At 74.5% G+C, this 26,476-nt stretch carries 23 protein-coding genes and 1 tRNA gene; 6 read left to right on the top strand and 18 right to left on the bottom strand.

The window, feature by feature from the left end:
* Window position 1: 1 nt before the first annotated feature.
* The 4 genes from ACFYUY_RS15790 to rsmI form a co-directional block, all read right to left on the bottom strand.
* On the bottom strand, window positions 2–877 hold the full coding sequence (locus ACFYUY_RS15790; protein ID WP_387900980.1) for a TatD family hydrolase: 876 nt from the start codon (window positions 875–877) through the stop codon (window positions 2–4).
* Entirely contained in the window at window positions 877–2,499 is a 1,623-nt protein-coding gene (gene metG / locus ACFYUY_RS15785; RefSeq protein WP_360213607.1) for a methionine--tRNA ligase, read from the bottom strand. The genes ACFYUY_RS15790 and metG overlap by 1 nt, the downstream gene beginning before the upstream one ends.
* Before the next feature lie 147 nt (window positions 2,500–2,646).
* Complete coding sequence (locus tag ACFYUY_RS15780; protein ID WP_387900977.1) at window positions 2,647–3,072, bottom strand: hypothetical protein; 426 nt, start codon at window positions 3,070–3,072, stop codon at window positions 2,647–2,649.
* Window positions 3,073–3,372: 300 nt separating this feature from the next.
* Window positions 3,373–4,266, bottom strand: a complete 894-nt coding sequence (gene rsmI, locus ACFYUY_RS15775; protein ID WP_360213603.1) for a 16S rRNA (cytidine(1402)-2'-O)-methyltransferase — start codon at window positions 4,264–4,266, stop codon at window positions 3,373–3,375.
* Between the two features lie 106 nt (window positions 4,267–4,372).
* On the opposite strand from rsmI, the gene ACFYUY_RS15770 reads away from it, so the two are divergent.
* Window positions 4,373–6,196, top strand: a complete 1,824-nt coding sequence (locus ACFYUY_RS15770; protein ID WP_387900975.1) for a dolichyl-phosphate-mannose--protein mannosyltransferase — start codon at window positions 4,373–4,375, stop codon at window positions 6,194–6,196.
* 194 nt (window positions 6,197–6,390) lie between these two features.
* A complete protein-coding gene (locus ACFYUY_RS15765) occupies window positions 6,391–8,160 on the top strand; it encodes a penicillin-binding transpeptidase domain-containing protein (protein WP_387900973.1) in 1,770 nt (589 codons plus the stop codon).
* Window positions 8,161–8,284: 124 nt separating this feature from the next.
* On the opposite strand, the gene ACFYUY_RS15760 is transcribed toward ACFYUY_RS15765, so the two are convergent.
* The 6 genes from ACFYUY_RS15760 to ACFYUY_RS15735 all read right to left on the bottom strand — a co-directional run bounded on the left by ACFYUY_RS15760 (window position 8,285) and on the right by ACFYUY_RS15735 (window position 16,199).
* A complete protein-coding gene (locus ACFYUY_RS15760; protein WP_387900970.1) occupies window positions 8,285–9,694 on the bottom strand; it encodes a glycosyltransferase 87 family protein in 1,410 nt (469 codons plus the stop codon).
* A 127-nt stretch (window positions 9,695–9,821) separates the two neighbouring features.
* Complete coding sequence (locus ACFYUY_RS15755; protein WP_387900967.1) at window positions 9,822–11,387, bottom strand: amino acid permease; 1,566 nt, start codon at window positions 11,385–11,387, stop codon at window positions 9,822–9,824.
* Between the two features lie 179 nt (window positions 11,388–11,566).
* Window positions 11,567–13,027: a penicillin-binding transpeptidase domain-containing protein gene (locus tag ACFYUY_RS15750; RefSeq protein WP_387901053.1), complete on the bottom strand. Its 1,461-nt coding sequence runs from the start codon at window positions 13,025–13,027 to the stop codon at window positions 11,567–11,569.
* Between the two features lie 44 nt (window positions 13,028–13,071).
* Window positions 13,072–14,427 (bottom strand): FtsW/RodA/SpoVE family cell cycle protein, encoded by a 1,356-nt coding sequence (locus ACFYUY_RS15745; RefSeq protein ID WP_360213593.1) that lies wholly within the window; start codon window positions 14,425–14,427, stop codon window positions 13,072–13,074.
* 216 nt (window positions 14,428–14,643) lie between these two features.
* A complete protein-coding gene (locus ACFYUY_RS15740; protein ID WP_387900964.1) occupies window positions 14,644–15,327 on the bottom strand; it encodes an ABC transporter in 684 nt (227 codons plus the stop codon).
* Window positions 15,306–16,199, bottom strand: coding sequence for an ABC transporter ATP-binding protein (locus tag ACFYUY_RS15735; RefSeq protein ID WP_360213589.1), 894 nt, complete (start codon window positions 16,197–16,199; stop codon window positions 15,306–15,308). Before ACFYUY_RS15735 ends, ACFYUY_RS15740 begins: the two co-directional genes overlap by 22 nt.
* A gap of 329 nt (window positions 16,200–16,528) precedes the next feature.
* Between ACFYUY_RS15735 and ACFYUY_RS15730 the strand changes: the two genes are divergently transcribed.
* The 3 genes from ACFYUY_RS15730 (at window position 16,529) to ACFYUY_RS15720 (ending at window position 19,307) form a co-directional block, all read left to right on the top strand.
* Window positions 16,529–17,851, top strand: a complete 1,323-nt coding sequence (locus tag ACFYUY_RS15730; protein ID WP_360213587.1) for a VWA domain-containing protein — start codon at window positions 16,529–16,531, stop codon at window positions 17,849–17,851.
* Window positions 17,852–17,853: 2 nt separating this feature from the next.
* A complete protein-coding gene (locus ACFYUY_RS15725) occupies window positions 17,854–18,729 on the top strand; it encodes a peptidase (protein WP_360213585.1) in 876 nt (291 codons plus the stop codon).
* 152 nt (window positions 18,730–18,881) lie between these two features.
* Window positions 18,882–19,307: a universal stress protein gene (locus ACFYUY_RS15720; protein ID WP_360213583.1), complete on the top strand. Its 426-nt coding sequence runs from the start codon at window positions 18,882–18,884 to the stop codon at window positions 19,305–19,307.
* A gap of 130 nt (window positions 19,308–19,437) precedes the next feature.
* Here ACFYUY_RS15720 and ACFYUY_RS15715 read toward each other — a convergent pair.
* The 8 genes from ACFYUY_RS15715 to ACFYUY_RS15680 form a co-directional block, all read right to left on the bottom strand.
* A tRNA-Ala gene (locus ACFYUY_RS15715) sits at window positions 19,438–19,511 on the bottom strand.
* A gap of 81 nt (window positions 19,512–19,592) precedes the next feature.
* On the bottom strand, window positions 19,593–20,639 hold the full coding sequence (gene glpR, locus ACFYUY_RS15710) for a gephyrin-like molybdotransferase receptor GlpR (protein ID WP_360213581.1): 1,047 nt from the start codon (window positions 20,637–20,639) through the stop codon (window positions 19,593–19,595).
* 150 nt (window positions 20,640–20,789) lie between these two features.
* On the bottom strand, window positions 20,790–21,416 hold the full coding sequence (locus ACFYUY_RS15705; RefSeq protein ID WP_360213631.1) for a GNAT family protein: 627 nt from the start codon (window positions 21,414–21,416) through the stop codon (window positions 20,790–20,792).
* Window positions 21,413–21,931: a MogA/MoaB family molybdenum cofactor biosynthesis protein gene (locus ACFYUY_RS15700; protein ID WP_360213579.1), complete on the bottom strand. Its 519-nt coding sequence runs from the start codon at window positions 21,929–21,931 to the stop codon at window positions 21,413–21,415. The genes ACFYUY_RS15705 and ACFYUY_RS15700 overlap by 4 nt, the downstream gene beginning before the upstream one ends.
* Window positions 21,928–22,368, bottom strand: a complete 441-nt coding sequence (moaC, locus tag ACFYUY_RS15695; RefSeq protein WP_360213629.1) for a cyclic pyranopterin monophosphate synthase MoaC — start codon at window positions 22,366–22,368, stop codon at window positions 21,928–21,930. The genes ACFYUY_RS15700 and moaC overlap by 4 nt, the downstream gene beginning before the upstream one ends.
* Before the next feature lie 153 nt (window positions 22,369–22,521).
* Entirely contained in the window at window positions 22,522–23,862 is a 1,341-nt protein-coding gene (gene glp, locus ACFYUY_RS15690) for a gephyrin-like molybdotransferase Glp (RefSeq protein ID WP_387900959.1), read from the bottom strand.
* 25 nt (window positions 23,863–23,887) lie between these two features.
* Complete coding sequence (gene galU, locus ACFYUY_RS15685) at window positions 23,888–24,808, bottom strand: UTP--glucose-1-phosphate uridylyltransferase GalU (RefSeq protein ID WP_360213575.1); 921 nt, start codon at window positions 24,806–24,808, stop codon at window positions 23,888–23,890.
* A 51-nt stretch (window positions 24,809–24,859) separates the two neighbouring features.
* Window positions 24,860–25,786 carry a GGDEF domain-containing protein gene (locus ACFYUY_RS15680; protein WP_387900956.1) on the bottom strand — a complete coding sequence of 309 codons (927 nt, stop codon included), beginning with the start codon at window positions 25,784–25,786 and terminating at the stop codon, window positions 24,860–24,862.
* A gap of 75 nt (window positions 25,787–25,861) precedes the next feature.
* Between ACFYUY_RS15680 and ACFYUY_RS15675 the strand changes: the two genes are divergently transcribed.
* Window positions 25,862–26,437, top strand: coding sequence for a 5-formyltetrahydrofolate cyclo-ligase (locus ACFYUY_RS15675; protein ID WP_387900954.1), 576 nt, complete (start codon window positions 25,862–25,864; stop codon window positions 26,435–26,437).
* The last annotated feature ends 39 nt before the right edge of the window (window positions 26,438–26,476 follow it).

The following is a 26,476-nucleotide window of genomic DNA, read 5'->3' as shown; positions in this document are numbered from 1 at the left end:
CTCAGTAGCCGAACGCCCGGGCCGTGTTGGCGGCGATGGCGGTCGCCAGTTCGTCCTCGTGCAGGCCCAGTGTCGCGGCCATGGACCGCACCGTGACCGGGATGAGGTACGGGGCGTTGGGGCGGCCGCGGTAGGGGTGCGGGGTGAGGAAGGGCGCGTCGGTCTCGACCAGGATCCGGTCGAGGGGGGTGGCGGCGAGGGCGTCGCGCAGCGGCTGGTTGGCCTTGAAGGTGACCGGGCCGGCGAAGGACAGGTACCAGCCGTGTTCGGCGCAGACCTCGGCCATCGCGGCGTCGCCGGAGTAGCAGTGGAAGACGGTCCGCTCGGGCGCGCCCTCGGCGAGCAGGACGGCGATGACGTCCTCGTGGGCGTCGCGGTCGTGGATGACGAGGGCCTTGTCGTGCCGCTTGGCCATCTCGATGTGGCGGCGGAACGACTCCTTCTGGATCTCCACGCCCTCGGGCCCGGTGCGGAAGTAGTCGAGGCCGGTCTCGCCGACGGCGCGGACCTGCGGGAGGGCCGCGAGCCGGTCGATCTCGGCGAGGGCCTCGTCGAGGGCGGCGGCGCCGCCGGCGGGGCGCTGCTGCCCGGACCAGCCGTCGGGGTCGCCGAGGAAGATCCTCGGCGCCTCGTTGGGGTGCAGCGCGACGGCGGCGTGCACCTGCTCGAACTGGGCCGCCAGCTCGGCGGCCCAGCGCGAGCCGGGCACGTCGCAGCCCACCTGGACGACCGTGGTGACCCCGACGGAGGCCGCCCGGGCCAGCCCTTCGGCCGGCGTGCCGGACTGCATGTCGAGGTGGGTGTGCGAGTCGGCCACCGCCACCGCCAGGGGTTGCGGCAGGGGCGGCGGCGTGGCGCGGTCGTCCTTGGGGGCCATCAGGAGGCGGGCTTCTCTTCGAGGCGCGGGAACAGGATGTCGCCCTTGGTGACGGTGGCGCCGACGGGCAGCCGGCCCCAGTCCGCCGCGGTGGCGACGGTCTGCGCCGCGAGCGCGCCGAGGCCCGCGTCGGCGGCGCCCAGCGAGGCCCACAGCTTCTCGGCGGTGGACGGCATCACCGGGTTGAGCAGGACGGCGGTGCCGCGCAGCGACTCGGCGGCGGTGTAGAGGATGGTCGCGAGGCGGGCCCGGCCCTCCTCGGAGTCGTCCTTGGCGACCTTCCAGGGCGCCTGCTCGGTGAGGTAGCCGTTGACCTGCTTGACGAACTCGAAGATCGCCGCGAGGCCGCCGGCGAAGTCCAGCTCCTCGCCGATCTTCCGGTCTGCGGCGGCGACGGCCGTGGCCAGGCCCTGGGCGACGGCCTGCTCGGCCTCGCCCGCGGCGGTGGCGGCCGGCAGCTTCCCGTCGAAGTACTTGCCGACCATCGCGGCGACCCGGGAGGCCAGGTTGCCGAAGTCGTTGGCGAGCTCGGAGGTGTACCGGGCGGTGAAGTCCTCCCAGGAGAACGAGCCGTCGGTGCCGAACGGGATCGCCCGCAGGAAGTAGTAGCGGTAGGCGTCCACGCCGAAGTGCGAGGTGAGGTCGGTGGGCGAGATGCCGGTCAGGTTGGACTTGGACATCTTCTCGCCGCCGACCATCAGCCAGCCGTTGGCGACGACCCGCTTGGGCAGCGGCAGCCCGGCGGCCATCAGCATGGCGGGCCAGATGACGGCGTGGAAGCGGAGGATGTCCTTGCCGACGAGGTGCACGGAGGCGGGCCACAGCTCGGCGAAGCGCTCCGGGTCGCTGCCGTAGCCGGCCGCGGTGATGTAGTTCTGCAGCGCGTCGACCCACACGTAGAGGACGTGCTTCTCGTCCCACGGCAGCGGGACGCCCCAGTTGAAGGTGGAGCGGGAGATCGACAGGTCCTTCAGGTCCTGCTCGACGAAGCGCAGCACCTCGTTGCGGGCCGAGGCCGGCTGGATGAAGTCCGGGTTGGCGGCGTAGAACTCCAGCAGCTTCGGACCGTACGCGGAGAGGCGGAAGAAGTAGTTCTCCTCCTCCAGCCACTCGACCGGGCGCTTGTGGACGGAGCAGAGCTTCTCGTCCGCGGTGGCGCCGTCGAGCAGTTCGGCGGGGAGCTTGAACTCCTCGCAGCCGACGCAGTACGGGCCGGAGTAGCCGCCCTTGTAGATCTCGCCCTTGTCGTACAGGTCCTGGACGAACTCCTGCACGCGGTCGGTGTGCCGCTGCTGGGTGGTGCGGATGAAGTCGTCGTTGGCGATCTCCAGGTGCTCCCAGAGCGGCTTCCACTCCTCCTCGACCAGCTTGTCGCACCACTCCTGGGGGCTGACGCCGTTGGCCTCGGCGGTCCGCATGATCTTCTGACCGTGCTCGTCGGTGCCGGTCAGGTACCACACCTTCTCGCCGCGCTGGCGGTGCCAGCGGGTGAGGACGTCGCCCGCCACGGTGGTGTACGCGTGGCCCAGGTGCGGGCGATCGTTGACGTAGTAGATCGGGGTGGAAACGTAGTACGCCGGGGCGTTCGCCCCGGTGGTGCTGTGGTCTGCAGTGGCCGCCATGGTCGGAAAGCTTAGTCGGGCCCGCCCGCACCCTTCGACCGCGTTCCGGCCCGCGGACCGGGGACCGCCGCCCGGCCGGTCCGGCCCGGGGCCGCCCGCCGCGAGCAGTGCGGCGGGCGGCCCCGGATCCGCTCCCGGCGCCCGTGGTCAGCCCATCAGCCGCGACCAGAACCGGGCCCAGCGTCCGCGCGGCTTGTCGGCCGCGGGCTCCGGGGGCGCCCCGGCGGGCTCGGCGTGCGCCGAGTAGCCGGGGGCGTGGTGCCAGGACTGGTCGGCCACGGCGACCCTGCCCTCGCGCATGATCCGGACGGTGTGTCCGCCGCAGCCCGGGCAGGTCGGCTTGAGCAGCGGGGACGGCACCCGGACTCCGTTGGCGTGGTACTCGAACACGGGGTGTCCGTCCTTGCCGACGTGGTGCTCGATGTCGTACGCCTGCTCCCAGCCGTACCCGCACCGCAGGCACGCGAAGGAGTACGCCTCCCGCACGGTCTCGACGGGGGTGTGCGGCCTGCCGGCCAGGCCGGGGGCGCTCAGCGCGTTGCCACCGAGGGGGCTACCGATCATCTCGCTCATAGCCGTCTCCCAGCGCCCGCCGGGCGCTCGCCCGGCTGGGTCTTTCCATTCCAGGAAATGCCCGGACCACCCCGGCCGATGCCCTGCTTGTGAAGACTTGGACGCGGGTTGGGAACTCCTATACGAAAGGCCTGGTCCGTTCCGAAAACCACGACGGAATCTTCAGCTCCACTGGCGTTTACCGGGGCCTTCACTCAAAGGTACGACTCCCCGGGAGTCACGCAACCCCCGGAATTCACCCCTTTTCCAGGGCGCCCCGGGCCGGGCCTCCCGGCCCCGGGGGCCCCGCCCGTCCGTCGCCTACCTCCCGGCCCCGCCGCCGCCCCCGGCCGCGGTCCCGGCCGCTCCCCTGGCCTCGTTCTTCGCGGCCACCACCGCGTCGAACACCTCCCGCTTGGGCAGTGCCAGCTCGGCCGCCACCGCGGCGATGGCCTCCTTGCGGCGCTCCCCCGCCTCCTCCCGGACGGCCACCAGCCGGGCGAGTTCGGCCGGGGTGAGGTCCTGCGGCGCGGCCGGCGGCGCGCCGGCGACCACGACGGTGATCTCGCCCTTGACGCCGTCGGCCGCCCAGGCCGCCAGCTCGGCGAGCGGTCCGCGCTTGACCTCCTCGTAGGTCTTGGTGAGCTCGCGGCAGACGGCGGCGGGCCGGTCGGCGCCGAAGGCCTCGGCCATCGCGGCGAGCGCCTCGGCGATCCGGTGCGGCGCCTCGAAGAACACCATGGTGCGCGGCTCGGCGGCGATCGAGGCGAGCTGGCGGGCCCGGTCGCCGGTCTTGCGGGGCAGGAAGCCCTCGAAGGTGAAGCGGTCGACGGGCAGGCCGGACAGCGCGAGCGCGGTGAGCACGGCGGACGGCCCGGGCACCGCGGTGACCTTGACGTCGGCGGCGACGGCGGCGGCGACCAGCCGGTAGCCGGGGTCGGAGACGGAGGGCATGCCGGCGTCGGTGACCAGCAGCACCCGGGCGCCGCCGAGCAGCGCCTCCACCAGTTCGGGGGTGCGGCCGACCTCGTTGCCCTCGAAGTAGGACACCACCCGCCCGGCCGGGGTCACCCCCAGGGCCTGGGTGAGCCGGCGCAGCCGACGGGTGTCCTCGGCCGCGATCACGTCGGCCGCGGCCAGTTCGGTGAGCAGCCGGGGCGGGGCGTCCGAGACGTCGCCGATGGGGGTGCCTGCGAGAACGAGTACTCCTGTCACGGCCCCCATCCTTGCAGCTGCCGCCGCCCGGGGGCTTTTGGTGACGATTCGGGCAGCTTCCGAGGGAGCGGACACGCGTACGAAGAGCGCCCCTACGATGTGGCGGATGAACGGCGACACGGCGGCCAGGACGCCCACCGGTACGGACCACACCGCGCAGGACGGCGGCGACGTGGCCGGCCCGCCCTCCCCGGTCGCCCCGCCGTCCCCCGTCGTCCCGGCCCCCAGACCGGCCGAGCCGGCCCCGGGGAGCTGGCGGGAGCGGTTGGCCCGGTACGGCTACGCCGCCCGCCCGACGGCCCCGCTGACCGAGCGCCTGGTGCCGCCGATGCCGGACGGCCCCGGGGTCACCCCGACCCCGGCGCCGCCCTCGCCGCTGCTGCAGCGCCTGGGCGTCTCCGTGGCCCCGGGCCTGTGGACCTTCCTGTGCCGCTGGGCCGGCTGGCTGGGCCCGCTGGCGGTGGCGCTGTTCGCCGGTGTGCTGCGCTTCACGAACCTCGGACAGCCGCACGCGATCATCTTCGACGAGACCTACTACGCCAAGGACGCCTACGCGCTCTGGCACGGCGGCTACGAGATCAACTGGCCGGACGGTGCCAACGACCAGATCATGACGCCGGGCGCGGCCGTCCCGTACCGGGCGATGGCCTCGTACGTGGTGCACCCGCCGGTGGGCAAGTGGATCATCGGTGCGGGCGAGGTGCTGTTCGGGATGAACCCGTTCGGCTGGCGGTTCGCGGTGGCCCTGCTCGGCACCCTGTCGGTGCTGATGCTCGCCCGGATCGCCCGCCGGATGTTCCGGTCGACCCTGCTGGGCTGCGTGGCCGGCCTGCTGCTCTCGGTGGACGGCCTGCACCTGGTGCTCAGCCGCGCCGCGCTGCTGGACCTGGTGGTGATGTTCTGGATCCTCGCCGCCTTCGGCTTCCTGCTGCTGGACCGCGACCGCACCCGGGCCCGGCTGGCGGAACGCCTCGGCGGGGTGCCGGACGCGCTGCTGGCGCAGCGGGTGAACCTGGGCTGGCGCCCGTACCGGATCGCCGCCGGCGTCTGCGTCGGCCTGACCTGCGCCACCAAGTGGAGCGGCCTGTACGTGGCGGCGGCCTTCGGCGTGATGACGGTGCTCTGGGACGTCGGCGCCCGCCGGCTGGCCGGGGCCCCGCGCCCCCACCTCGCGGCGCTCACCCGGGACGTGCTGCCGGCCTTCGTGTCGATCGTGGTGGTGTCGCTGGCCGTCTACGTCGCGTCCTGGTGGGGCTGGTTCGCCAGCAGCAACGCGCCCGGGCAGGGCGGCTGGGGCCGCGACTGGGCGGTGGGCCGGTCCACCGACTACCCGTGGATACCCGAGGGGCTGCGCGCCCTGTGGCACTACCACTCGACGGTGTACGACTTCCACACCCACCTGAGCGACCCGCACACCTACCAGTCGAACCCGTGGTCCTGGCTGGTGCTGGGCCGGCCGGTCTCCTTCTTCTACGAGTCCCCCAAGCAGGGCCAGAGCGGCTGCACGGCCGCCGAGTGCGCCCGCGAGGTGCTGGGCATCGGCACCCCGCTGCTGTGGTGGGCGGCCGTGGTGGCGCTGGTGTACTGCCTGTGGCGCTGGGCGGCGCGGCGGGACTGGCGGGCCGGTGCGCTGCTGTGCGGCCTGGCCGCCGGCTACCTCCCGTGGTTCGCCTACCAGCAGCGGACGATCTTCCTGTTCTACGCGGTGGTGTTCGTCCCGTTCCTGGTGCTCGCGGTGACCATGCTGGTCGGGGCGCTGATCGGGCCGGCCGGCGCCTCGCGGGACCGCCGGATCATCGGTTCCACCGCGGCGGGGCTGCTGGTGCTGCTGATCATGTGGAACTTCCTGTTCTTCTTCCCGCTGTTCACCGGGCAGACGATCCCGATGCAGGACTGGCGCCAGCGGATGTGGTTCACCAGCTGGATCTGACGCCCGGGCCCGGGTCCGCGCACACCGGACACCCGCGAACCGTCCGTATGCGGTGCACGACACGTACCAGATCCGTCACAACTCCCGGGCGTTTCGTCGGCGCACCGATCGGCGCTGCCTAGGGTGGGGGGCGAACCGCGTTTCCGGCCCCGGTCGGTTGCGCCCGGCCGCGAGACCCTTGGGGGAGCAGCACCATGCGCAGAGGCGCGAAGATCGGCATCATCACCGGCGTGTCCGTCGCCGTGCTGGCGGGCGGGGGCTACGGGGCGTACAGCCTGGTGGGCGGCTCGGGCTCCGGGTCCTCCTCGGACAAGAAGCCCCGCACGGTGGTCGCCGAGCCGCCCTCGGCCGAGCAGGCGGCGAACGGTGCCAAGGACTTCCTCGCGGCCTGGGCGGCCGGCGACCTGGACAAGGCCGCCTCGCTGACCGACGACCCGGCCGCGGCCACCACCGCGCTGACCGCCTTCCGCGACCAGGTCAAGCCGAGCGGGCTGACCCTGAGCCCGGCCGGCCCGGCCACCCCGCAGGCCTTCGCCGCGGCCACCGGGACGCCCTCCCCGGCCGCCAAGCCGTCCGCGGGCGCCTCGGCCACCCCGTCGGCGGGCGCGACCCCCGGCGCCACGGACTCGCCGTCCGCCGCCGCCTCCCCCGCGCCGGCCGGCGTGCTGATGGGGTACAAGGCCCGCGCCGAGTTCGCCGGGACCAACCGGGTCTGGGACTACAACGGCTTCCTGAGCGTCGTGAAGATGAGCGACGACACCCCGGCCGTGCACTGGGCGCCGACGGTGATCCACCCGCACCTGTCCGGCAACGAGACGATCGCCACCCAGCAGGTCTTCGCGCCGCCGTCCAACGCGGTGGACCGCAACGGCAAGGCGCTGCAGGGCGCCTCGCTCACCCCGGCACTGCTGGCCACCCTGCAGGACAACGCCCACAAGCTGGTGCCGGACCCGAACAAGGACCAGGACGCGGGCAGCGCGGTGGTGATCAGCGACCCGTCCGGCAAGACCGCCAACGACAAGCTGTTCACCATCGTCGAGCCGAAGCCCGGCAAGCCGTTCAAGGTGACCATCGACAACGCCATCCAGGCCGCGGCCGAGAAGGCGATGACGGACCTCGGCGGCAAGTCCGGGTCGATCGTCGCGATCGAGCCGAGCACCGGCCAGGTGCTGGCCTTCGCCAACGCGCCCGCCAGCGGCCAGAACCGGGCCTTCACCGGGCTGCTCGCACCGGGTTCGACGATGAAGATCGTCACCTCCGCGGCGCTGCTGGAGGCCGGGGTCAACCCGGACACCGTGGTCGCCTGTCCGGAGAAGAGCAGCAACGCGGTCGCCGTCCCGAACTCGTTCCCGGGCGCCTTCCCGAACAACACGCTGCAGCAGGACTTCATGATGTCCTGCAACACGGCCTTCATCAACCAGGGCCTGACCAGCCTGAAGCCCGACACGCTGTCCGGCACCGCCAAGGACCTCTTCGGCATCGGCCTGGAGTGGAAGACCGGCCTGCCGAACGCCGACGGCAAGGTGCCCTCGCCGGGCTCCAACAAGGACGAGCAGGCGATGAACTACATCGGCCAGGGCAAGGTCCAGATGAACCCGCTGGCCATCGCCTCGATCACCGCCACGGTGCAGAGCGGCGAGTTCAAGCAGCCGATCCTGGTCGCCGACCTGCCGCAGCAGAAGGCCGCCCGCCCGCTCTCCGCGGACGTCGACGGCAAGCTGAAGGCGATGATGGCCGCGACCGCCCAGGGCGGCACCGCCAAGGACGTGATGGCCGGCATCACCGACAACGCCGGCGCCAAGACCGGCTCGGCCGAGGTCGCCGGGGCGACCGTCACCAACAGCTGGTTCACCGCCTACCGCGGCAACATCGCGGTCGCCGCCGAGGTGCAGGGCGGCGGGCACGGCGTGGACGCGGCCGGCCCGGCCGTCGCCTCCCTCCTGAAGGCCGCCGGCACCCGCTGACGCCTCCCGGCTCGGGGCGGGCGAACCACCCGCCCCGAGCCCCCTTCCGCGCGACACCCCCGCCCCGAGCCCCTCCTCCCGCGAGCGGGCGAAAACCCAGCGAGCGGGCGACGGCCCAACCGCCTCAGCCCCGCGGCAGCGCGGGCTCCGGCCGCCCCAGCATGCGCGGCGGAGGGACGGGCCTGCGGCTGGTCCAACGCCGGGCGGCCAGCCGGGGCCAGATCACCAGCACCACCGGCAGCGCCAGGTACCCGAAGCGCCCGGCGGGGGCGAGCATGAACGCGATGGCCAGTCCGGCGGCCAGCAGGTCGGCGGCCGCTATCGCGGAGACCGGCGGCCGGGCGAGCAGCCAGATGGCCACCCCGATGCCGCCCATGGTCATGAGCGCCAGCGAGACGGAGTGCCCGGTGGGCCCGAAGCCGGCCAGCACCTTGCCCGGCAGCGGGCTACCGGCGGGGGTGCGGATGGCGGTGAGTCCGAGCGGGAAGCGCACGACCTGTTCGCGCAGCGCGTCGGCCTGGGTGAGCACCGAGGGCAGGATGACGGCCAGACTGGTGCCGAACGCGATCAGCGCGGTGCGGGCGGCGGGCCGGCGGCCGTAGAGGCGCCAGAGCAGCAGTGCGGCGACGGGCAGGGCCGGCCAGGCCGTCCACTTGAGGGTGCAGGCGAGGGCGAGCACCAGGCCGGCGCCGACGGTGCGGTCGCGCTCGGCGAGGGCCATGGCGAGGCAGCAGACGCCGATCAGCGGGAGGTCGACGCCACCGACGACCAGGGCCAGGGCGATCAGCGGCGAGGCGGTGAGGACGGCGAGCGGCAGCAGCGGCGCGCGGTCCCGGGACGGCCGCAGCAGCCGCCAGCTGGCCAGCAGGCAGGCGACGAAGGTGAGCGCGAACCAGATCCGGGCGTCCCCGGCGACCCGGGCGAAGGCGTTCCCGTCGCCGAGCAGTTGGCGCGGCATCCCGAAGAGGGTCATCGCCGGCAGGTACGGGTTGTAGTCGGTGACCACCACCGGGTGGGGCAGGTACGGGCTGCCGGTGGTGAGCAGCAGGTGCGCCGAGCGTTCGACGACCATCACCTCGGACTGGTGGCGGCCGTGCAGGGCGAGCAGGGCGAGTGGCGCGAGGACGGCGCCGACCATGGCGACGGCGGCGGCGGCGCGGGCCGCGAAACGGCGCGGCAGGGTGAGGCAGAGCAGTCCGGCCAGGGCGTACGAGGGAGCCGCGACGAGGCCCCACAGCCGCTGGTTGGGCAGGTCGGAGACGAGCGGGAAAGCGGCGGCCCAGCCGGCCGCGATCAGGCAGCCGAGGAGCTGGACGGTGCGCGTCGAGGCGAGCCGGGCGGGATTCAGCCGATCGGGCGTGGGCGGGAAGGTGCTCTCGCCCCGCTGACGGGGGAACGGCCGACTGGAGAAGCCCAGCGGCAGCCGTCCGGGTGCGGACGGCGTTCCGTCGGGGGTCGGCGGGGCCGGCGTTCTGGAGCGGCCGGTGAAGCGGCCGCGCGGGCGGGAGAAGCCGGGCGTGCGGGTGCTCACCATGGTGGAAGGTTATGGGTGGGAGCGGGGCCCTGTCGCCATGGCGTCGACCACGGCGCGAGTGGTGGCACGACGGGGGCCGCCGGGTGTCGTTCCCACCGGCGGCCCCTCATGTCCGGATACGTCCGGTTCAGCTGTTCGTGTCGGCGGGGGTGTCCGCCGTGACGGCCTGCCGGGCCGACTGCTCCAGCTTGGAGTGCTTGATGCTGTAGCCGAAGTAGACGACCACGGCGACGGCGATGGCGATCCCGCCGGCCCGGAAGGTGTCCGCGTGCAGGCCTGTGATCAGGTAGATGCAGAAGGCGACGCTGAGCAGCGGGACGACCGGGTAGCCGGGGACCCTGAAGCCGCGCGGCAGGTCGGGCTGGGTGCGGCGCAGGATGATCACGCCGATCGAGACCACCGAGAAGGCGATGAGGGTCCCGAGGCTGGTGATGTCGGCCAGGATGTTCAGCGGGATGAACGCGGCCAGGGCGCCGACGCCGAGGCCCACCACGAGGGTGTTCCAGACCGGGGTGCCGGTGCGCGGGGAGAGCTGGGCGAAGCGCTTGGGCAGCATGCCGTCGCGGCCCATCGAGTACAGGATGCGGGTCTGGCCGTAGATCACCACGAGGGTGATGCTGAAGATCGAGATGATCGCGCCGACGGCGAAGACCATCGCGGGCCAGCTCTGGCCGGTGATGTCCTGGAGGATCTGGGCGAGCCCGGCCTCCTGGCCGTCGAACTTCTCCCACGGCTGGGCGCCGATGCCGGCCAGCGCGACCAGGATGTAGAGCAGGGTCACCACGACCAGCGAGATGATGATCGCCAGCGGCAGGGTGCGGCGCGGGTTCTTGACCTCCTCACCGGCGGTGGACACGGCGTCCAGGCCGATGAAGGAGAAGAAGATGCTGGACGCGGCGACCTGCACGCCGCCGATGCCGAGCGGCATGAACGGGGTCAGGTTGCCGGAGTGGAAGCCGGTGAGGGCGACGCCGACGAAGAGGATCAGGATGAGGATCTTGATCCCGACCATGGCCGCGTTGACCTTCACCGACTCGCTGACGCCGCGGATCAGCAGGAAGCAGACCATGGCGACCAGCAGCAGCGCCGGCAGGTTGAACCAGTGGGTGCTGTCCGGCGCGCCGGACAGCTGCTCCGGGATGGTGACGCCGAACGCCAGGTCGAGGAACTTGTTCAGGTACTCGGCCCAGCTGACCGCGATCGCCGAGGCGGAGACGCCGTACTCCATCAGCAGGCAGATGCCGACGCCGAACGCGACGCCCTCACCGAGCGTGGCGTAGGCGTAGGAGTACGAGGAGCCGGAGACCGGGATCGCGGAGGCCATCTCGGCGTAGCAGAGCGCGGTGAGTCCGGCGGTGACCGCGGCGATCACGAAGGACAGGATGACGGCCGGGCCGGCCGAGGGCACCGCGGTGCTGAGCACGAAGAAGATGCCGGTGCCGATCGTGGCGCCGATGCCGATCGAGGACAGCTGCCAGAGGCCGATCGTGCGGCGCAGGTGGATGCCGGAGCGTCCGCCCTCCTCGGGCGCGCCGGCGGGAAGGCCATGGCCCTCACTCTCGGCGATGAGTGATGAGACGGGCTTGCGTCGCAGCAGACGCGCGCCGAGGGAGTTGCTGGCCAAAACTGCGGTCCTTCTAGGCGGGGGAGGGTGTCCTAGCGGCCGGTCACCCGACGCCCCGTGGGGTGTCATCGGGGACCAACCGAACAAACATGGGACAGTACCCCGCGAATGCACCAGTGTCGCAAACGAACAGTCTCGCTCGGCGCATTGTACGAATCGGCGCAACGGGGCACACAAACCGGACACTTCGCAAACGGCGCATCTCCTCTCCAGCGGTTAAAGCAGCAGGTCAGAGGCCGTCGCGAAGATCAACCGCCGAGCACCGCCTGCATCACCGAGCGGGCGACCGGCGCGGCGAGCCCGCCGCCGGTGGCCTCCGCGGCACCGCTGTCCGCGATCACCACCGCCACCGCCACCGGCGGCACCCGGTCCGAGCCGGCCGGCCTGGCCCAGGCGATGAACCAGGCGTACGGCGTCGCGCCGTTGTCCACCCCGTGCTGGGCGGTTCCGGTCTTGCCGCCGACCACCGCACCGGGGATCCGGGCGTCGCGGCCGGTGCCCCGCTCCACCGCGTCGGTCATCAGCCGCTGCACCTGCGCGGCCACCTCCGGCGTCATCGCCCTCCGGTAGGTGGCGGGCTTCATCAGCCGCACCGTGCCGCCGTCGCTCCTGGTCAGCTCGTCCACAAGCTGTGGACGCATCACCGTGCCGCCGTTGGCGACCCCGGCGGCGACCATCGCCATCACCAGCGGGGTGGCCGCGGTGTCGAACCGGCCGATCGAGGAGAGCGCCAGCTGCGACTGGTCCATCGTGGTGTCGAAGTTCGACCGGGCGGCGCGCACCGGCGTGTCCAGCCCGGGGTCGTTGAAGCCGAAGCTCTCGGCCATCGCCGCCGTCCGGTCCAGCCCGGTCCGCACCCCGAGGTAGCCGAGGACGCTGTTGCAGCTGAGCACCATCGCGGTGTCCAGCGACTGCCCGGGCCGGTCGCACTCCGGGGTGTCGTCGACCAGTGTCGTGGCCGTCCCCGGCAGCACGTACGGGGAGGGCGCACCGGTCGGCGCGTCGACGTCCGTGACCACCCCGTTCGCGAGCGCGGCCGCCGCGGTGACCACCGTGAAGGTCGACCCGGGCGGGTAGGTCTGGCGCAGCGCACGGTTGAGCATCGGCTGGTCGGTGTCGAGCCGCAGCCGGTTCCAGGCGGCCTGGTCGGCCGCGCCGGAGCCGGCGAAACCGCCCGGGTCGTAGGAGGGCGTGCTGGCCAGCGCCAGGATCCGGCCGGTGGCCGGCTCGATCGCGGCGACCGCGCCCTGCCGGCTGCCGAGCCCGCGCATCGCGGCCTCCTGGGCGGCCCGGTTCAGCGTGGTGCGGACGTCCCCGCCGGGGTTCCGCCGGCGGGCCACCGCGTCCCAGACCGCCCAGCCGGACAGCCCCGGGTCGGTGCCGGACAGCAGGTCGTCCTCGGCGCCCTCCAGCTGGCTGGCGCCGTAGGCCTGCGAGGCGAAGCCGGTGACCGCCGCGAACAGCGGGCCGTCGGTGTAGGTGCGCTTGTAGGCGTAGCGGCCGCCGGTGGGCGCCGAGCCGGTCACGGCGTCCGCGCCGACCAGGATGTCGCCGCGCGGCCGGGAGTACCGCTCGACGGTGAGTCGCTGGTTGGCGGTGTTGTGGTCGAGCCCGTCCGCCTCGAACACCTGCACCCGGGTGGCCTGGACGCACAGCGCGGCGATCAGCAGCAGGCAGAAGGTGCCCGCCCGGCGCCCGGTGACGGAGATGCCCGGCAGCCCCTGCGGCCCGTTCCCCCCGGGGCCCGCGCCCGTCACGGCCGCCCTCCCGCCGCGGACCGGGCGGCGACCGGGGCCGGCCGGCGGGCGGTGTCGCTCATCCGCACCAGCAGCGCCACGATGATCCAGTTGGTGACCACCGAGGACCCGCCCTGGGCGACGAACGGCAGGGTCATCCCGGTCAGCGGGATCAGGGCGAGCACCCCGCCCGCCACCACGAACACCTGCAGGGCGACGATCGCGGCCAGCCCGATCGCCAGCAGCCGGCCGAACGGGTCACGCAGGGCGATGCCCGTCCGGAACCCCCGGGAGACCAGCACCGCGTACAGCAGGAACACCGCGATCAGCCCGGCGAGGCCGAGCTCCTCACCGAGGGTGGCGAGGATGAAGTCGGACTTGGCGGCGAAGCCGATCAGCACCGAGTGGCCGTTGCCGAGGCCGGTGCCCAGCTCCCCGCCCCAGGCGAAGGCGAACAGCGACTGGGCGATCTGGTTGGCGCCCCGGCCCGCCGCGATCGATCCCAGCGGGTCCAGCCAGTCGGCGACCCGGCTGTGCACGTGCGGCGAGAGCCGGCCCACCGTCACCGCCCCGACCGCCGCCAGCACCAGCCCGATCGCGACCCACCCGGTGCGCGCGGTGGCCACGTACAGCATCACCACGAACAGGCCGAAGAACAGCAGCGAGGTGCCGAGGTCCGTCTCCAGCACCAGGACGCCGACGAAGGCGGCCCAGATCAGCAGCACCGGCCCGAGCACCCGCCCGGGCGGCAGCCGCAGGCGCCCGATCCGGCGGCCGGTGAGCGCCAGCGCGTCACGGTGCACCGCCAGGTAGGCGGCGAAGAAGACGGCCAGCAGGATCTTGGCGAACTCCCCCGGCTGGAAGGAGAGCGGCCCGGCGGTGATCCAGATCCGCGAGCCGTACACCGGCGGGAAGAAGACCGGCAGGATCAGCAGGACCAGCGCCGCCAGCGCGCCGAGGTAGGCGTACCGCTGCAGCCACCGGTGGTCGCGCACCAGCAGCACCACGGCGGCGAACAGCGCCACCCCGAGGCCCGACCAGAGCAGCTGCGCGGAGGCCGCGCCGGCGCCGGAGGTGGCCCGGTCCAGCCGGTGGATGGCCACCAGGCCGATCCCGTTGAGCAGCACGGCGATCGGCAGCAGCAGCGGGTCCGCGTACCGGGCCCGCCGGCGGACCACGACGTGCGCCAGCAGGGCGAGCACGCCGAGCGCGGCGCCGTACCCGGCGGCGTCGGCGGGCACCTCACCGTCCAGGTCGACGCCGACCTCGACGTAGCCGAACACGGCGAGGAGCACGGCGGCCAGGAGCAGCCGGAGCTCGACGGGGCGCCCGGTCGGCACCGGCCGGCTCGGCCGGGCGGCGGATCGCGTCACGGCGGAGGGTGTCGCCACGGACTGTCCTGGGGGTCGCGGGGAGCCGGGCGCTGCGGCGGGTCACCGCTGCCCGGGGAGGCCGAACGGGGGCGGACGGTCGGACGCGCCGGCCGGCCCGGGCACCCGCACGACGGGGCCCGCGCCCCGGTTCGTCACCCTAACGAGCACTATCCATATTTTTTGCGCTTCGCGGCGGTGTGTCCCTCTTTGTCGGGATCACTCCGGGCGGCGGCCGGCCAGCGCCGCCGTCCCGGCCACCGCCGCGGCCAGCAGGAGGAGGGCGAGCGCCGCCGGCACCCACGGCATCGTCACCCGGCCGGTCCGGGCGGCGTCCACCAGGCCGCGGACGGCCGTGTTGGCCGGCGACACGGGCGCCACCAGCGCCAGCACGGCCAGCCCCAGGGCCACCGGGATGCCGTACGGGGCCCGCACCGGCACCGGCCGGTCGGCCAGCACCCCGGCCGTCACCCCCAGCAGCACGCAGACCACCGCGGTCAGCAGACCTGCGGCCAGCGCGCTGCCGACCGGCGGCTGCGCGGCGGCCCCCGGCCGGGCGACCGTCCCGAAGGTCCCCGAGAGCACCGCCACCTGGCCCACCGCCAGCACCAGCCCCGCCGTCAGCGCGGCCAGCAGCGCCCCCAGGTGGACCTTCGGCGGCCCCGCCGCCGCGACCAGGCAGGCCCGGGAGGCCGGCGGCTCCGCACCCAGCACGCCGCGCACGTACCAGGCGCTCACCGGCACCAGCGCCGCCGCGCCGTAGCCGAGGTCGCCCAGCAGCGGGTTGCCCACCGTCACGCCGGCCACCAGCAGCAGCGCGTACGCCAGGAACGGCGGCAGCCAGGCGTGCGAGCGCACCAGCAGCTCCAGGTGGTACCGGGTCAGCGCGCCGAGCGGTCGCACCGTTCCCCCTCCCCCCGGCGCACCGCCAGCACCCGGACGGCGGGGCGGCCGAGCAGCAGACGGCGCAGCAGGGCGTCCGACTGCGCGGCGGGGACGGTCAGCCGCACCGCCGTCCCGGCCAGCGGAGTCGCCCGCGGCGCACCGGGCAGCCCGGGCGGCAGCGGGGTGCCGTCCGGAACGTCCACCTCGATCTCCATCTCGGCCGCACTCTCGGTCTCCACCCCGGCGGCCGTCCCGGGGGCAGTCCCGGGGGCCGGCTGCCCGTCGGGGCGCAGCCCGCCGTCCGCGCCGACCCGGTAGACGGCGCCGGTGACCCCGGCGAGCCGGGCCGGGTCGTGGTCGACGAACAGCACCGTGCCGCCCCGGGCGGCCCGCTCGACGGCCGCCTCGTCCAGCACCGCCCGGGCCTGCGGGTCGAGTCCGGTCCAGGCCTCGTCCAGCAGCAGCACCCGGGGCTCGGCGAGCAGGGCCTGGACGACCGCGACCTTCTGGCAGGTGCCCTTGGAGAGCCGGCTCAGCGGGGTGCCGGCCCGGTCGGCGACGCCGAAGCGGTCCAGCCACTCCCCGGCCCGCCGCCGTGCCACGGCCGCGGGGAGCCCGTGCACCCGGCCGGTCCGCAGCAGGTAGGAGGCCGCGTCGAAGGGCAGCGCCGGCGGGAAGCGTTCGGGCACGTACGCGGTCGCGCCGGGGCGCACCACCCGCCCGGCGGTCGGCCGTTCGATCCCGGCGGCCAGCCGCAGCAACGTCGACTTGCCGCTCCCGTTCGCGCCCGCGATCCGCACCAACTCGCCCGGCCCGGCTGCCAGGTCGACCCCGCGCAGGATCCATCGCCCACCCCGCCCGTACCGCTTGCCGACGGCCGCCAGCTCCATCCCGCCCCTCCCGTCCGCGCCGTGGGAAGGCTATCCGGCGGGCGTAAGGACGGCGTGAGCGCTGCACCGGATCCCCCGGCCGCGCGCCGGAGTTCACCCCGAGCCCGGCCGTCGCGCGATCCGGACTCGTTTGGCCATCGCCAACTGATGATCCCCACGGCGTGTCTTGTGGGTCTTGTCGGACAGGACGCGGCGTCAGGGTGCGTGCATCGCAAGGCGGAGGATGGAGTCCATGCGGAGCATCGGCGACTGACGACAACGCGGCGAGGTGCGTGCCCTGGCGTCGCGGCCCCGACAAAGATCCGCAAGACACGCCCTAGGATCGCCGGGTGACTACCGGACGACGACCAAAGACCAGGCTCGGCGGCCTGCTGGCCGCCCTGGCGATAACGGGCGCCTCGCTGCTCCTCGGCCTGCCCGCCCACGCCGACGAACCATCAGCCGGATCCGCCGCCACGCCCAAGGAGGCCCCCCGGGTCGACCTGGTCCTGGACGTCAGCGGCTCCATGAACGAGCGGGACATCCAGGGCAAGAGCCGGATCTCGGTGGCCCAGCAGTCGCTGAACGACGTGATCGACGCGCTGCCCGCGGAGACCGAGTTCGGCATCCGCACCCTCGGCGCCAACTACCCCGGCAACGACAAGACGCAGGGCTGCCAGGACACCAAGCAGCTGTTCCCGGTCGGCAAGACCAACAAGGTCGAGGCCAAGACGGCCGTCGCCACCCTGCGGCCCACCGGCTTCACCCCGATCGGCCTGGCGCTGCGCGGTGCCGCCCAGGACCTCGGCAAGGGCGAGACCACCCGCCGGGTGGTGCTGATCACCGACGGCGAGGACACCTGCACCCCGCCCGACCCGTGCGACGTCGCCCGCGAACTCGCCTCCCAGGGCATCCACCTGGTCGTCGACACGCTCGGCCTGGCCCACGACGACAAGACCCGCCAGCAGCTCCTGTGCATCGCCAACGCGACCGGCGGCACCTACACCGACGTGCGCACCCAGGAGCAGCTCACCGACAAGGTGAAGCAGCTGGTCGACCGCTCCAACGACACCTACACGGTGACCCCGGTGAAGACCGCCGGCACCGACAAGTGCGAGAACGCCCCGGTGCTCGCCCCGGGCGTCTACACCGACCGCGAGAAGTTCTCCGAGCACCGCGTCTACAAGGTCCCGGTCAAGTCCGGCCAGGAACTGCGCGCCTCGGTCAGCGTGGGGCTGGACCGCGCGGTGGCCCGGGACTACGGCGTCCTGCTGCAGGCGACCAGCGCGACCGGCCAGGAGCTGGTCCGCGGCACCGACGCCGGCAGCGGCCGCACCGACGTGATCTCCACCGGGCTGCGCTGGTCCACCAGCGACTCCAAGGGGTACGTCACGACGAGCCCGACCTCCTCGCCGAGCGCGAAGCCGGAGACCACGGTCTGCCTGGTCGTCAGCAACGCGCTGGCCCCGCAGTCCGGCGTCCTGGCCGACCCCGGCATGCCGCTGGAGCTGACCGTCGACCTGGCCACCGCCTCGCCGGCCCCCGAGGGCGCGGCGATGGGCCTCGGCCGCGGCTGGATCCTGTTGCTCACCCTCACCCTGGCCGGCCTGGTCTTCGGCCTGCTGTTCGGCTGGATCGCGCGCTGGCGGATCGCTGTCTGGCGGGAGAACTGACCATGCGTACGACCCTGCGCGGCACCCTCGCCGCCCTCGCCCTGCTGCCCGCCCTCGCGCTGGCCGCCCCGGCCGCCTCCGCCGCCTCGCCGTCGCCCTCGGCGAGCGCGAGCGGCACCCCGGCCCCGGCCACCAGGGCCGGCACGTCCTTCCTGACCGCGACCAACCTGTCCCCCGGCCAGGACGCCAACGTCGCCGCCTCCACGGGCGACTACCTGTACTGGGCGTTCGGCGCCTCCGAGGGCCAGACCCCGACGATCGGCCTGACCGTCAACCTGGCCCCCGCGACCGACCGGCACGGCCCGCAGACCTGGTCCGTCGAGGTCTTCGACGGGCTGCGCCGACGCCAGGCCTGCACCGCCGGCACCCAGAACGCCACCGGCGACCAGAACGCCACCACGCTCGCGCTGAGCTGCACCCTGCGCGAGGTCCGCTCCTGGGCCGAACCGTGGTCCGGCGACCCGCTACCCGGCACCTACTACGTGCGGCTGTCGGTCAGCGACGCCCCGCAGCCGGACCTCGGCCTGGCCGCCTCCGTCCAGCTGCACGTCAGTGCCAAGGGCGACGCGGACAACGCCCAGCCGGAGGGCGGCGAGCTGAAGGCCCCGCTGGTCCCGCCGGCGGGCGGCGGCGCGAGCACCGCCAAGGCGGCCGCCCCGGTGGAGCCCGAGGAGCACTGGTACACCGGCTGGTTCTCCGGCTGGAACAGCCGCTGGTACTGGACGATCGGCGGCGGCTTCCTGGCCGCCCTGGCGGGCGTCCTGGGCTACCGGCTGACCCGGCACCCGCGCGGCTACCGCCAGGCCCGCTACGGGGCCGTCCCGCCCCAGCCGGGCGCCCCGCAGCCCGGGCCCTACGCGGGCTCCCAGCGCCCCTGACGCGCACCCGTCCCACCCGGGGGCCGGTCGGATCCGTTCCGGCCGGCCCCCGGCCGTTCCCCCCGCCGCACGCCGACGCCCGGACCCGCCCCACGCCGGCCCGGACGGCGCCACCGCCTGCCTGCGCCCGGGCACCCGCTTAGGCTCGAACCATGACCCGGCAGCCGGAGGGCAGGATCGTGGTCGGCGTGGACGGCTCGCCGCCCTCCCGCGCCGCCGTCCGCTGGGCGGCCCGCCTGGCCGGCCTCACCGGCGGCCCGCTGGAGGCGGTGTCGGTCTGGGACTTCCCCTGCCTCCACGGCGAGCACGGCCCCGTCCTGCCCGCCCTGGACGGCTTCGGGTCCGAGCACCGCGCGGCCGAGATCCTCGACGAGGCCCTGGCCGGCTGCCCGCTCCCGGTCCACCGCCGGCTCCGGGCCGGCGCGCCCGGGCCCGCCCTGGTGGCCGCCGCGGCCGGCGCGGCCCTGCTGGTCCTCGGCAACCGCGGCCGCTCCTCCGCGGCCGGCGCCCCGCTCGGCACCGTCGCGCAGTACTGCCTCCACCACGCGCCCTGCCCGGTGACGATCGTCCGCGACTGACCGTCAGGCCACCGCCGGACCACCCCCGTGACGCTCGTCACGCCGCCAACTCCCGCACCCCCGGGCGGAGTACCCGTGGACAACGCAGAAGCCCCGCCCGGTCTGACGACCGGGCGGGGCTTCCGTTGGGTGGAGCTGAGGGGATTCGAACCCCTGACCCCCTCGATGCGAACGAGGTGCGCTACCGGACTGCGCCACAGCCCCAACGAGAAGAAACTCTAGCACCTTTCGGAGGGGGTCCGTGACCACCCCCGGCGGCCCGGTGCTGGTCGGGGGCCGGAGGGGTCATTCGTTGGCGGCGCGGGGGCGCGCCTCGGGGGCCGGGGCCTCGGCGTACTGGTCGAAGAGCGGGGTGTTGCGGGAGGGCTCGGCCGGGCGGCCTGCGGTCCAGGTGCCCGGGGCCGACAGGTCGAGGTTGCGGGACACCCGGGGGGCGACCGGCGCGGTGACGTAGGTCGGCAGCGGGACGGGCACCGGCTCCCAGGAGTCCGGGCCGGCCGCACCGCGCTCGCGCATGCCGTCGACCCACTCCTCATGCTCGGTCGCCTCGGCCACCACGGAGGCGGACGCCACCGACACGGTGGCCTCCTCCGGGTCGGCCGCCAGCCGCAGGTGGGGGCGGCGCCCGGTGCGCTCACCGGCGGCCCGGTCCGGGGCCGCGGGGGCCTCGGCCGGAGCGGCCGCGGCTTCCGGGGCCGCGGCCCGCTGCTGCTCGCGCTTGCGCAGCCGCTCGGCGGCCTGGGCGGCGCGGTCGCGGTCGAGCTTCACCTCGTACCGCTGGCGCTCCAGCTTGCGCAGGTGGCCGATGTAGAGGGTGAGGAGGAGTGCCGGGACGGCCGGGACCCAGAGGAAGGCCAGTCCGGCGACGGCCGCGACGACGGCGCCGAGCGCGAAGGCCAGGAAGAGGCCGGTGACCATCCGGCGCCGGCGGGCCAGCAGCTGTGCCCGGCGCCGGGCCCCGCCCTGCGGGGCGACCGCGGGCCGCTCGGCCCGGGCCGCGCGCTCCGGCGAGGCCGCGGGCGAGGGCACCGGCGAGGGTGAGGGCGCGGGCTCCGCGCCGGGTTCCGCGGTGTCCGCGGGGTCGCCGGGGGCGGCCTCGTCCCGTCCGGGAGGGCCGTCGCCGTCCTGCTCGTCGTCACGCGGTCCGTCGCCCAGGGCCCGGGCTGCCCGCCGCTCCAGTGCCGATCGCCCGGCCAGCAGGCGGATGGCGGTGCTGAAGCGTTCCGTCGGACGTGCCTCGTTGAGTTCGTCCTGCCTGCGGAGCCACATCGGCACCAGATAGGCGGCCCAGGCCCCTACGATGACGGCGTAGATAAGGCCGCTACTGCTCACGATTCACACCGTACGGGCGCCGGGGAAGGCCTGGCAGCAATTTGGCGCGGCGTGTCGTGTGATCAAGCTGATTCTCCGACTATTTTGCCGGCATTTGTGCCGGTCCACGGGCGTGCCGATGCCATATCGATATTTGATTCGAACATATATTCAATTACTCGGATCGCGACCGGAACTGAGCGCCCGCCACCGCCCCAGCAACCCTTCCGGGATCTCCTCGTCGGTCAGCGCGTACACCAGGTGGTCGCGCCAGTCGCCGTCGATGTGGAGATAGCGCGGGCGGATTCCCTCCGAGCGGAAGCCCAGCTTTTCCACCACCCGCCGACTCGGCCCGTTCTCCGGGCGGATGCAGACCTCGATCCGGTGCAGTCCGAGGGTGCGGAAGCAGTGGTCGACCGAGAGCGCGACGGCCGTCGGCATGATGCCCCGCCCGGCCACCGCCTCGTCGATCCAGTACCCGACGTTGGCCGAGCACATCGAGCCCCAGGTGATGCCGCCGACGGTCAGCTGGCCGACCAGCTGGCCCTTGTGGAGCACCACGAAGGGCAGCATCCGCCCGGCCGAGGCCTCGCCGCGCAGGAAGCGGACCATCTGCCGGTACGTCGGTCGCGGGCCGGCGGTCTGCCCGGCCGGGCCCGGCGGCACGGTGGCCTCCCAGCGGCGCAGCCAGTCCCGGTTGCGGCGGCTGACCTCCTGCCACTCGCGCTGGTCGCGGGCCCGGATCGGGCGCAGCACGACGTCCCCCTCGTGGAGCTCTACCGGCCAGCCGGCGTTCAGTGCGCTCTCCCGGACTCTGGTGCGTCGGGCCGGGGGTGGTCCCCGCCGCCGAGCTGGTCGACGGCGTGGGCGAGCAGCGGCTCCAGGACGGCCAGGCCGTCCCTGACGCCGCCGGTCGAGCCCGGCAGGTTGACGATCAGGGTACGTCCGGCGAGGCCGGCGAGCCCGCGGGAGAGCGCCGAGGTCGGCACCTTCTCCCGGCCGTGGGCCCGGACGGCCTCGGCGATGCCGGGGACCTGCCGGTCGATGACCCGGGCGGTCATCTCGGGCGTGAGGTCCATCGGCGAGATGCCGGTGCCGCCGGTGGTGAGCACCACGTCGTAGCCGGCCGCGACGGCCTCGCGCAGCGCGGCCTCCACCGGTTCGCCGTCCGGGACGACCCGGGGCCCGTCGGCGGTGAAGCCCATCGCGGTCAGCCCGGCCACCAGCAGCGGGCCCCCCTTGTCCTCGTAGACGCCGGCCGAGGCCCGGTTGGAGACGGTGACGGCCAGTGCCCGCCCGGCCCGCCCGCTCACGCGCCGGCCTCCGGCGCGAACCAGTCGCCGCTCTTGCCGCCGGTCTTGGCGAGCACCCGGACGGACTCGACGGTGGCGCCCTTGTCGACCGCCTTGACCATGTCGATGACGGTGAGGCCGGCCACCGCGACGGCGGTGAGCGCCTCCATCTCGACGCCGGTGCGGTCGGCGGTGCGCACCGTGGCGGTGATCTCGACGGCGTCGTCCGCGACCACGAGGTCGACCTTGACGCCGGAGACGGCGATCGGGTGGCAGAGCGGGATCAGCTCGGGCGTCTTCTTGGCGCCCATGATGCCGGCGATCCGCGCCACCGCGAGGGCGTCGCCCTTGGGCACGCCCTCGCCGCGCAGCAGCTCGACCACCCGGGGGGAGACCCGGACCCGGCCGGCCGCGACGGCGGTCCGCGCGGTGGTGGCCTTCTCGGAGACGTCGACCATCCGGGCGGCGCCCTGGTCGTCGACGTGGGTGAGGCGGTCGCCGGGGGGAGGTGTCGTCACGGGGGGCTCCAGGGGCGCGCAGATCGAATACCGCGCTACCGTACAGCTCCCCCGCCCCGCCACGCGGGAGGGGCCGGGGGCCGGGACACGGGCTCAGGAGCCGAGCAGCACCACGTCGACCTCGCTGCCGGGCGGCAGGGCGGTGACGTCCTCGGGCACGGTGATCAGGCAGTCGGCCCGGGCCAGTGCGCCGACCAGGTGCGACTCGGCGCCGCCCACCGGCTCGACGGTGCCGTCCGCGGCCGAGTAGCGGCCGCGCAGGAACTGCCGGCGGCCGGCCGGGGAGCGCAGTTCCGCCGGGCAGAGCGCCCGGACCACCGGGCGGTGGACGTCGGCGGCGCCGAGCATGGTGCGGATGACCGGGCGGACGAACAGTTCGAAGGAGATGTAGGCGCTCACCGGGTTGCCGGGCAGCGCGAGCAGCGGGACGCCGTCCCCGCCGCCGATCCGGCCGAAGCCCTGCGGCTTGCCGGGCTGCATCCGGAGCCTGCGGAAGTCGACGCCCCCGTAGGACTCGAAGACCTCCTTGACCACGTCGTACGCGCCGACGCTGACCCCGCCGCTGGTGACGATCAGGTCGGCCCGGCCGAGCTGGTCCTCCAGGACGGCCCGGAGCCGGTCGGCGTCGTCCGGGACGGCACCGACCCGGTAGGCGATGGCGCCGGCCTCCTGGGCGGCCGCGGTCAGGGTGAAGCTGTTGGAGTCGGAGATCTGCCCGGGGCCGACCGGCTCGCCGGGCTGCACCAGCTCGCTGCCGGTGGACAGCACCACGACCCGCGGACGCGGGCGGACCCGCACCGCGGCGCGTCCGATCGCGGCGAGCAGGCCGAGCTGGGTGGGGCCGAGCCGGGTGCCGGCCTCCAGGACCTTCGCGCCGGCGGCGACGTCGCTGCCCGCCCGGCGGACGTGCGCGCCCCCGGCGACCGGGCGCAGGACGCGGACCTCCTCGTCCTCGACGGGGGCGGTCATCGCGTCGGCGGCCACGCCGGTGCCGGTGCCGCCGTCGGTCCACTCGACCGGGGCGACGGCCTCGGCACCGGGCGGGAGGGGGGCACCGGTCATGATCCGGGCGGCCTGGCCGGGCCCGACCCGGGGAAGTTCGCCCGCGCCGGCGGCGATGTCGCCGACCACCGCGAGCACCGAGGGGTACTGCCCGGTGGCGCCGTCGGTGTCGGCGGTGCGGACGGCGTAGCCGTCCATCGAGCTGTTGTCGAAGGGCGGCAGGTCACCGCCGGCGACCACGTCCTCGTCGAGCCGGCAGCCCTGGGCGTCGAGCAGTCGCAGCTCGATCGCGGGCAGCGGGCCGACCGCGGCCAGCACGTCGGCGAGGTGCTCGTCCACCGTCCAGAGGCGGCGGGCCGCCGGTGCCGGGTCCGTGGACCCGTCGCAGCAGGCTGCGGCGGATCCGGTGGGGTGTTCGGTGGACCCGGTCATCGGCGGCTCGCTCCCTGTCGTCGTGTCAGTCCTGCAGCTCGGAGGCGACGAACTCGCGCAGCCAGGAGCGGAACTCCGGGCCCAGGTCGTCGCGCTCGGCGGCCAGACGGACGATAGCGCGCAGGTAGTCCGCACGGTCACCGGTGTCGTAGCGGCGGCCCTTGAAGAGCACGCCGTGCACCTGGCCGCCGGCCTCCGGCTCGCGGGTGGTCAGCTCGCGCAGGGCGTCGGTGAGCTGGATCTCGCCGCCGCGGCCGGGCGGGGTCTCGCGCAGCACGTCGAAGACCAGCGGGTCGAGGACGTAGCGGCCGATGACGGCGTAGTTCGAGGGGGCCTCGTCGGTCTCGGGCTTCTCGACCAGGTCGGTCACCTGGAAGACGTCCTCGCCGAAGCCGTTCGCCTTGACGGCGGCACAGCCGTAGAGGTGGATCTGGGAGGGGTCGACCTCCATGAGGGCGACGACCGAGCCGCCGAGCTCCTGCTGCACCTCGATCATGCGGGAGAGCAGCGGGTCGCGCGGGTCGATCAGGTCGTCACCGAGCAGGACGGCGAAGGGCTGGCCGGCCACGTGCTGCTCGGCGACCGAGACGGCGTGGCCGAGGCCCTTCGGGTCGCCCTGGCGGACGTAGTGCATGTTGGCCAGCTCGACGGACTCCCGGACGCGGGCCAGGCGGTCCTGGTCGCCCTTGCGGGCGAGCAGCTCCTCCAGCTCGTAGGCGCGGTCGAAGTGGTCCTCCAGCGCGCGCTTGTTGCGGCCGGTGACCATCAGTATGTCGGACAGGCCCGCGGAGGCGGCCTCCTCGACGACGTACTGGATGGCCGGCTTGTCGACGACGGGCAGCATCTCCTTCGGGGTGGCCTTGGTGGCCGGGAGGAAGCGGGTGCCCAGTCCGGCCGCGGGTACCACGGCCTTGGTTACCGGAATTCGGGAGTTGGTCGTCGTCATGCGTTTACCTTACTCAGGCACGTTTTGCCCGGGCCGAGCACGGTCGGACGGCTAGGACAGCACGTCACGGGGCCCGGCCACGGTGGCAGGCGTATGGGAAGCGACCGGATGGGCGAGGGAGTCACCTCCGGCACAGGCGGACACACTACCCGGCTTTCCCGAACAGTCAGGTTCCGCCTTGTTCGCCTGCCCCGCACCGGAACCGGGCTGCTCGCAGGGGGGTGCCGGGCGCGTGCCGCCGCCGGGCGCGGGGAGCGGTCCCGGCCGGCCCCGCCAGCAGTCGCCGCCGGCCGACCGGGCCTCGGCCAGCGCCCGGTCGGCGGCGCGCAGCAGGACGGCGGCGTGGGTGCCGTCCTCGGGCAGCACGGCGACCCCTACGGCGGCGGTCAGCCCGTTGCCGCCGGCCGGCCGGGGCTCCCGCGGGCCCGAGGACCAGTCGAGCAGCAGGTGCCGGCGCACCGACCAGACGAGCCGCTCGGCGACCTGGGCGGCGCCCTCCGCGCCGGTGTCCGGCAGCACCACCAGGAACTCCTCCCCGCTGTAGCGGCCGAGGGTGTCGGACCGGCGGATCTCCATCCCGAGCCGCTGGGCGAGGTCGCGCAGTATCGCGCCGGCGCGGCCCCGCCCGTGCTCGGCGACGACCGCGTCGAAGCCGGCGATCTCCAGCAGCAGGACGGCCAGCGGACGCGGCCCGTCCGGCTGGTCGGGGCGCCCGGCGCGACGGGCCCGCTCGATCTCGCGGTCCAGGGTGAGCTGCAGGTGCCGGTAGTTCCACACCCCGGTGAGCGGGTCGCAGGAGGCCGTGCGCTCCAGGTCGGCGCAGTGCGCCTCCAGCTCGGCGATCCGCTCGCGCAGCCCGTCCTCCCGGGCGGCGGCGTCGCCGCGGCCCCGGCGCAGGCGCAGCCCGAGCACGGCGGCACCGGCCAGCGCGGGGGCGCTCAGCGCGGCCAGGGCCTGGACCAGCAGCGGGGTGGACAATCGGGGCGCCCTTTCCCGTGTCAGGCTCTGCGGGTCGACGGCAGCGGCCGGCGGGGCAGAGTTGCGGAGGATCCGATGCACAACGAGAAGAGCGAGCTGAGGACACGGCTGCTGACGCGGCGGCGCGCGCTCACCGCCGGGGAGCGGGCCGCGGCCGCGCGGGCGCTGGCCGGGCACGCCGGGGCCCTCGCGGAGCCGGGCGCCACGGTGGCCGCGTACGTCTCGGTGGGCTCCGAGCCGGGGACCGGTCCGCTCCTGGACGCGCTGCGGGAGCGCGGGGTGCGGGTGCTGCTGCCGGTCCTGCTGCCCGACAACGACCTGGACTGGGCCGAGTACGGCGGCCCGCGGGAACTTGCCCCGGCCGGGCGCGGACTGCTGGAGCCGGTCGGGCCCCGGCTCGGGCCGGAGGCCGTCACGGCCGCCTCGGTGGTGCTGCTGCCGGGCCTGGCGGTGGACCGGCGGGGGCTGCGGCTGGGCCGCGGCGGCGGGTCGTACGACCGGGTGCTGGCCCGGCTGGAGCGGGCGGGCGCGCGGCCGGTGCTGGCGGTGCTGCTGTACGAGGACGAGCTGCTGGCGCGTGTGCCGGCCGAGCCGCACGACCGCTCGGTGGACCTGGCGGTCGTGCCGTCGGGGCCGCAGCGGCTCGGGTGAGCGTGGCGGGGCGGGGCGGGGCGGGGCGGGGTGGGGCGG

Source organism: Kitasatospora sp. NPDC004745 (assembly GCF_042873275.1).
Lineage (GTDB): Bacteria > Actinomycetota > Actinomycetes > Streptomycetales > Streptomycetaceae > Kitasatospora.
Note: the sequence above shows the minus strand (reverse complement) of the source record. Positions and strands in the feature narration are given on the sequence as shown.